6 protein-coding genes and 1 pseudogene are annotated in these 6309 nt (G+C 62.5%); 2 read left to right on the plus strand and 5 right to left on the minus strand.

Features of this window, described 5'->3' with window-relative positions:
* Positions 1-253: 253 nt before the first annotated feature.
* Positions 254-757, plus strand: coding sequence for a DUF1993 domain-containing protein (locus IVB32_RS02465; protein ID WP_018454975.1), 504 nt, complete (start codon positions 254-256; stop codon positions 755-757).
* Positions 758-940: 183 nt separating this feature from the next.
* On the plus strand, positions 941-2041 hold the full coding sequence (locus IVB32_RS02470; RefSeq protein ID WP_018454976.1) for an alkene reductase: 1101 nt from the start codon (positions 941-943) through the stop codon (positions 2039-2041).
* Between the two features lie 188 nt (positions 2042-2229).
* On the opposite strand, the gene IVB32_RS02475 is transcribed toward IVB32_RS02470, so the two are convergent.
* The 5 genes and pseudogenes from IVB32_RS02475 to IVB32_RS02495 all read right to left on the minus strand — a co-directional run.
* Positions 2230-3972, minus strand: coding sequence for an ABC transporter substrate-binding protein (locus IVB32_RS02475; protein WP_039799251.1), 1743 nt, complete (start codon positions 3970-3972; stop codon positions 2230-2232).
* 127 nt (positions 3973-4099) lie between these two features.
* Positions 4100-4429, minus strand: coding sequence for a DUF2160 domain-containing protein (locus tag IVB32_RS02480; RefSeq protein ID WP_018454978.1), 330 nt, complete (start codon positions 4427-4429; stop codon positions 4100-4102).
* Between the two features lie 11 nt (positions 4430-4440).
* Positions 4441-5247 (minus strand): carbohydrate ABC transporter permease, encoded by an 807-nt coding sequence (locus tag IVB32_RS02485; protein WP_018454979.1) that lies wholly within the window; start codon positions 5245-5247, stop codon positions 4441-4443.
* A complete protein-coding gene (locus IVB32_RS02490; RefSeq protein WP_018454980.1) occupies positions 5247-6149 on the minus strand; it encodes a sugar ABC transporter permease in 903 nt (300 codons plus the stop codon). Before IVB32_RS02490 ends, IVB32_RS02485 begins: the two co-directional genes overlap by 1 nt.
* A pseudogene (locus IVB32_RS02495) lies at positions 6149-6309 on the minus strand (ABC transporter ATP-binding protein); the annotation flags it as partial. The gene IVB32_RS02490 and the pseudogene IVB32_RS02495, both read right to left, overlap by 1 nt.

Here is a 6309-nt window from a genome sequence, read left to right on the forward strand (position 1 = left end):
CCAGGATCGCTGTCATGCCCCGCGAAAGCGGGGCATCCAGTACGCTGCGGCCTTCAATCACAGCTGCTCGGAGTACTGGATCGCCCGGTCAACCGGGCGATGACACGAGGGTATGACGCCGATAGCACCACAGCCCGCTCGGTAGAATTTTCGCACTGCACAAGCCCCTCCGGCGATTGTATTTTTCCATGACGTTCCCATGTGAGTAGCTCAGGTTTCTCCTGAGATTTCCCACTTTTGAAGCGAGCATCACATGTCCTTCCACGACGCCGTCGTTCCTGCCTATTTGCAAATGTTGAACAGCCTGATCGGCCTGCTCACGAAAGCCGAAGCGCATTGTGCGGCCAAGAAGGTCGACCCCAGCGTCCTGCTGGGCTCCCGCCTGTTTCCGGACATGCTGCCGCTCTCGAAGCAGATCCAGCTGGTCAGCGATTTCGCAGCCAAAGGTTGCGCCCGGCTGACCCATAGCGACGTGCCCTCCACACCGGACACCGAGACCAGCTTTGCGGAGTTGAAGCAGCGCCTGGCGAAGACCATCGACTACGTGAAATCGTTCAAGCCCGAGCAGTTCGAGGGCGCCGACACCAAGGACGTCACCTTCCCGGCCGGCCCCGACAAGTCCATCACCATGAAGGGCCAGCAATTCCTGAGCGCGTTCTCGCTGCCGAACTTCTATTTCCACGCCGCAACCGCCCACGGCCTTCTGCGCCACGCCGGCGTCGAGATCGGCAAGCGCGATTTCCTCGGCGCGAACTGAAAGGCGATTATTCAGACGGCCGCGGCGGGAGATCCAATCTGCTGCTGCGGCTGAAATTGCACATGCTTTATGCTGCGCGGCTCGGCTGCGCATCTCGCCTGCAGTTTCTGTATGGCTCCTCCCTTGCGCTGATTGCCGCAATGCACAAGTGTTCCGGATCTCTCACCGCCTGGAAGCATTCTCATGAGCCGTTCGACCAAATTGTTTGAGACCTACAAGCTCGGCCCGATCACGCTGGCGAACCGTTTCGTGATGGCGCCGCTGACGCGCAACCGCGCCGTTCCCGGCACCTTCGTACCGGGCGCGCTCGCCGCTGACTATTACGCCCAGCGTGCCTCGGCGGGGCTTCTGATTACCGAAGCGAGCCAGGTCTCACAGCAGGGCCAAGGCTACCAGGACACCCCCGGCATCTACTCAAAGGACCAGGTCGCCGGCTGGCGCACGGTCACCGATCAGGTGCATCAGCGCGGCGGCAAGGTCTTCATCCAGCTCTGGCATGTCGGCCGCATCTCGCATGTCGACCTTCAGGCCAATGGCGCAGCCCCGGTGGCGCCGAGCGCGATCCGCGCCAAGGGCAAGACTTTCGTCAACGGCACTTTCGCCGACGTCTCCGAGCCCCGTGCGCTCGAGCTCTCCGAAATTCCAGGCATCATCGACGATTTCAGGCGCGCCACGAAGAATGCGCTCGAAGCCGGCTTCGATGGCGTCGAGATCCACGGCGCCAACGGCTATCTGCTCGAGCAATTCGCCAAGGACGGCACCAACAAGCGTACCGACGCCTATGGCGGCTCGATCGAGAACCGCGCGCGGCTGATGCTCGAGGTCTCCAGGGCCGTCGTCGCCGAGGCCGGCGCTGATCGCACCGGCATCCGCATCTCGCCGGTGACGCCGGCCAACGACATCTCGGATTCGAACCCGCAAGCCTTGTACGACCATATCGTCGACGGCCTCGCCGCGCTCAAGCTCGTCTATCTCCATGTCGTCGAAGGCGCCACCGGCGGTTCGCGCGACATCGCGCCGTTCGACTATGCGGGCCTGCGCAAGCGCTTCCCCGGCGCCTACATCGCCAACAACGGCTATGATTTCGACCTCGCTGCCAAGGTGCTCGAGGCGAACGCGGCCGATCTCATCGCCTTCGGCAAGCCGTTCATCTCCAATCCCGATCTGGTCGAGCGGCTGAAGCAGGGCGCGGCGCTGAACGACTGGGACAAGAACACGTTCTACGGCGGCGGCGCGAAGGGATACACGGACTATCCGACGCTGGCGGCTGAGCCGGCGGAATAAGGCGTCGTTGTCGCTCCATCCTCCGTCATTGCGAGGAGCGAAGCGACGAAGCAATCCAGACTACCTCCGTGGAAAGACTCTGGATTGCTTCGCTTCGCTCGCAATGACGTGTGGAAGCAAAATCCACGACAATAAAAAGAAAAAAGGCCGGGATTGCTCCCGGCCTTTCGTCGTTATGCTGATGTGCCTTACTGCAGCGAAGCGCGCTTCGGGGGCTGTGCCGGCCACGACTTGATCAGAGTGTCGTAGTCGACCGTCTCACCCTTCGGCTTCTCGTTGGCGAGCTTGCGCTGCGGGGCAATCGTGCCGTCCTTCTGGGCCTTGGCGAACCAGAACTCGGCCGACTCCTTCTTGTGCAGCTTCGGACCGCAGGCGCCCTGCACGCCCGACTTCTCCAGACGCTCCATGACGGAGTCCTGGGCCGCGGCAAGCGAGTCCATCGCGGCCTGCGGCGTCTTGGCACCGGACGACGCATCGCCGATGTTCTGCCACCACAGCTGCGCCAGCTTCGGATAGTCGGGCACGTTGTTGCCGGTCGGGGTCCACTGCACGCGCGCGGGCGAGCGGTAGAACTCGATCAGGCCGCCGAGCTTCGGCGCACGCTCGGTGAACGACTTGTCCCAGATGTCGGATTCACGGATGAACGTGAGACCGACATGGCTCTTCTTCAGCGACACCGTCTTGGAGACGATGAACTGGAGATAGAGCCAGGCCGCCTTGCGGCGATCCGGGGGAGTCGATTTGAGCAGCGTCGCCGAACCCGCATCCTGGTAGCCGAGCTTCATGCCTTCCTTCCAGTACGAACCGTGCGGCGACGGAGCCATACGCCACTTCGGCGTACCGTCCGCGTTCATCACGGCGATGCCCGGCTTCACCATGTCGGCGGTGAAGGCGGTGTACCAGAACATCTGCTGGGCGATGTTGCCCTGCGCCGGCACCGGACCCGACTCGGAGAAGGTCATGCCCTGGGCCTGCGGCGGAGCATACTTCTTCATCCACTCGAGGTACTTGGTGATCGAGTAGACCGCGGCCGGACCGTTGGTGTCGCCGCCACGCTCGACCGAGGAGCCGACCGGACGGCAGCCTTCCATGCGGATGCCCCATTCGTCGACCGGCAGACCGTTCGGGATGCCCTTGTCGCCGTTACCGGCCATCGACAGCCAGGCGTCGGTGAAACGCCAGCCGAGCGACGGGTCCTTCTTGCCATAGTCCATATGGCCATAGACCTTGACGCCGTTGATCTCCTTGATGTCGTTGGTGAAGAACTCGGCGATGTCTTCGTAGGCTGACCAGTTCACGGGCACGCCGAGCTCGTAGCCATACTTGGCCTTGAACTTGGCCTTGTAGTCGGCGTTGGTGAACCAGTCGTAGCGGAACCAGTAAAGGTTCGCGAACTGCTGGTCGGGCAGCTGATAGAGCTTGCCGTCCGGCGCCGTGCCGAACGACTTGCCGATGAAGTCGTTGACGTCGAGCATGGGGTCGGTGACGTCCTTGCCCTCGCCGGTCATATAGTCCGACAGCGCGATGGTCTGGCCGTAGCGGAAGTGGGTGCCGATCAGATCGGAATCGTTGATCCAGCCGTCGTACACGTTCTTGCCGGACTGCATCTGGGTCTGCAGCTTCTCGACGACGTCACCTTCCTGGATGATGTCGTGCTTGAGCTTGATGCCGGTGAGCTCGGAGAACGCCTTGGCCAGCGTCTGCGACTCATATTCGTGGGTCGTGATGGTTTCGGAGACCACGTTGATCTCCATTCCCTTGAAGGGCTCGGCGGCCTTGGCGAACCACTCCAGCTCCTTCTTCTGGTCTTCCTTCGACAGCGTCGAGGGCTGGAATTCCGCGATCCACTTCTGGATCGCGGCGTCGTCGGCGGCGCGCACCGGCGCCGAGACGGCCAGCGACACCGCGACGATGGCGGCGACGCTGGACATCGTCAGAAAGCTATTCTTGGTCAATGGACGTTCCCTTCTCCTAAACTGCCGCATGTTATTCCTCCGTTGCAGCGACAAACTTTTTACAGGCCCGGGTTGGTCCCGGATCTGGCCGTTCCTTCGCGGGCTAGACCGTGCGGAAAATGAGTACGGCCGTGGCCAGCGAAATTCCTGATGCGATCCAAAGGCGCGAAATTTCAACTCCGTCCTCGCCGATCGGCAGCGTGGCGAGGGGGTCGGTGCCGGCGAAGGCGATCCACAGCAAGTGGATGACCGCCGCCGTGATCAGGGAGATGAACAGGCGGTCGCCGCGCGTGGTCGGGATGCGCAGCACGCCGACGCGCTCGGCTTCGGGATAAGCCACCCCGAGCCAGGTCATCACAGCCAGCGTGCAGGCGAGCGCGACAAAAAAGATCGCCGTCGGCGGCGTCCAGGCCATCCATGCAATCCATTCCATTTGATGCCTCCCTAGACCCGACCGAGCGCGAAACCGCTCGCGATATAATTGCGGACGAACCAGATCACGAGTGCGCCCGGGATGATCGTCAGCACGCCGGCTGCCGCCAGCAGGCCCCAGTCCATGCCCGCAGCCGACACCGTGCGCGTCATGATCGCCGCGATCGGCTTGGCCGAGACCGAGGTCAGCGTGCGCGCGAGCAGCAGCTCGACCCAGGAGAACATGAAGCAGAAGAAGGCGGCGACGCCGATGCCGCTCGCAATCAGCGGCACCAGGATCTTGATGAAGAAGCGCGGGAAGGAATAGCCGTCGAGGAAGGCGGTCTCGTCGATCTCGCGCGGCACGCCGGAGACGAAGCCTTCCAGGATCCACACCGCCAGCGGGACGTTGAAGATGCAGTGCGCGAGCGCGACCGCCCAGGGCGTATCGAACAGCCCGATCGCCGAATAGAGATTGAAGAACGGCAGGGCATAGACCGCGGCCGGCGCCATGCGGTTCGAGAGCAGCCAGAAGAACAGATGCTTGTCGCCGAGGAAACGGTAGCGCGAGAACGCGTAGGCCGCCGGCAGCGCCACCGAGATCGAGATGATGGTGTTGAGGACGACATATTCCAACGAGTTGATATAGCCGGAATACCAGCTCTCATCGGTGAAGATGCGCTTGTAGTGCTGGAGCGTCGGCGCGTGCGGCCACAGCGTCATCGTCGAGACGATCTCGGCGTTGGTCTTGAAGCTCATGTTGACGAGCCAGTAGATCGGCAACAGCAGGAAGATCAAAAACAGCGCCATGATGAGGCGACGGCCGGGGATCGAGTGCATCACACGGCTCCTTCCTGCGGCTTCCGATCGCTGCCGGCGTTGGTCATGACGGTGTAGAAGATCCAGCAGACGATCAGGATGATGAGGTTGTAGACCAGCGACAGCGCGGCGGCCTTGCCGAGGTCGAACTGGCCGAGCGCGATCTTGACCAGCTCGATCGACACGAAAGTCGTCGAATTGCCGGGCCCCCCACCAGTCACCACGAACGGTTCGGTGTAGATCATGAAACTGTCCATGAAGCGCAGCAGCACCGCGATCAGCAGCACGCGGTTCATCTTCGGCAGCTGGATCGCCTTGAACACGGCCCAACGCGAGGCGCCATCGATCTGCGCCGCCTGGTAATAAGCCTCCGGGATCGACTTAAGTCCGGCATAGCACAGCAGCGCGACCAGGCTGGTCCAGTGCCAGACGTCCATCACGATGACCGTGACCCAGGCGTCGATGTCGTTGGAGACGTAATTATAATCGATGCCGGTCGCATTGAGGACATAGCCGAGCAGGCCGATGTCGGGACGGCCAAAGATCTGCCAGATCGTGCCGACCACGTTCCACGGGATCAGCAGCGGCAACGCGAGGATGACGAGGCAGGCCGCAACCGTCCAGCCCTGGCGCGGCATCGAGAGCGCGACGACGATGCCGAGCGGCACCTCGATCGCGAGGATCACCAGCGAGAAGAACAGATTGCGGCCGAGCGAAGCCAGGAAGCGGCCGCCGAGGTCGGTCGAAGGATCGAGCAATTCCTTGAACCAGCCGACACCGTTCCAGAAGAACTGGTTGTTGCCGAAGGTGTCCTGCATCGAATAGTTCACCACCGTCATCAACGGCAGCACTGCCGAGAAGGCGACGACCAGGAACACCGGCAGCACCAGGAACCAGGCTTTTTGGTTGATAGTCTTGTCCATCAGGCGGCTCCCTCCACCAGAAGGCTGTCGGCATAGACGTGGACGTGCGACGGATCGAATTTCAGGCCGGCCGTGCCGTCCGGGCTGGTGAAGCCGGCCGGCGCGCGCGCCGCGAGCTTGGCGTCACCGAGCCGCGCGCGCGCGAAGCGGATGCGGCCGA

The organism is Bradyrhizobium sp. 23, assembly GCF_023073295.1.
GTDB lineage: Bacteria > Pseudomonadota > Alphaproteobacteria > Rhizobiales > Xanthobacteraceae > Bradyrhizobium > Bradyrhizobium canariense_D.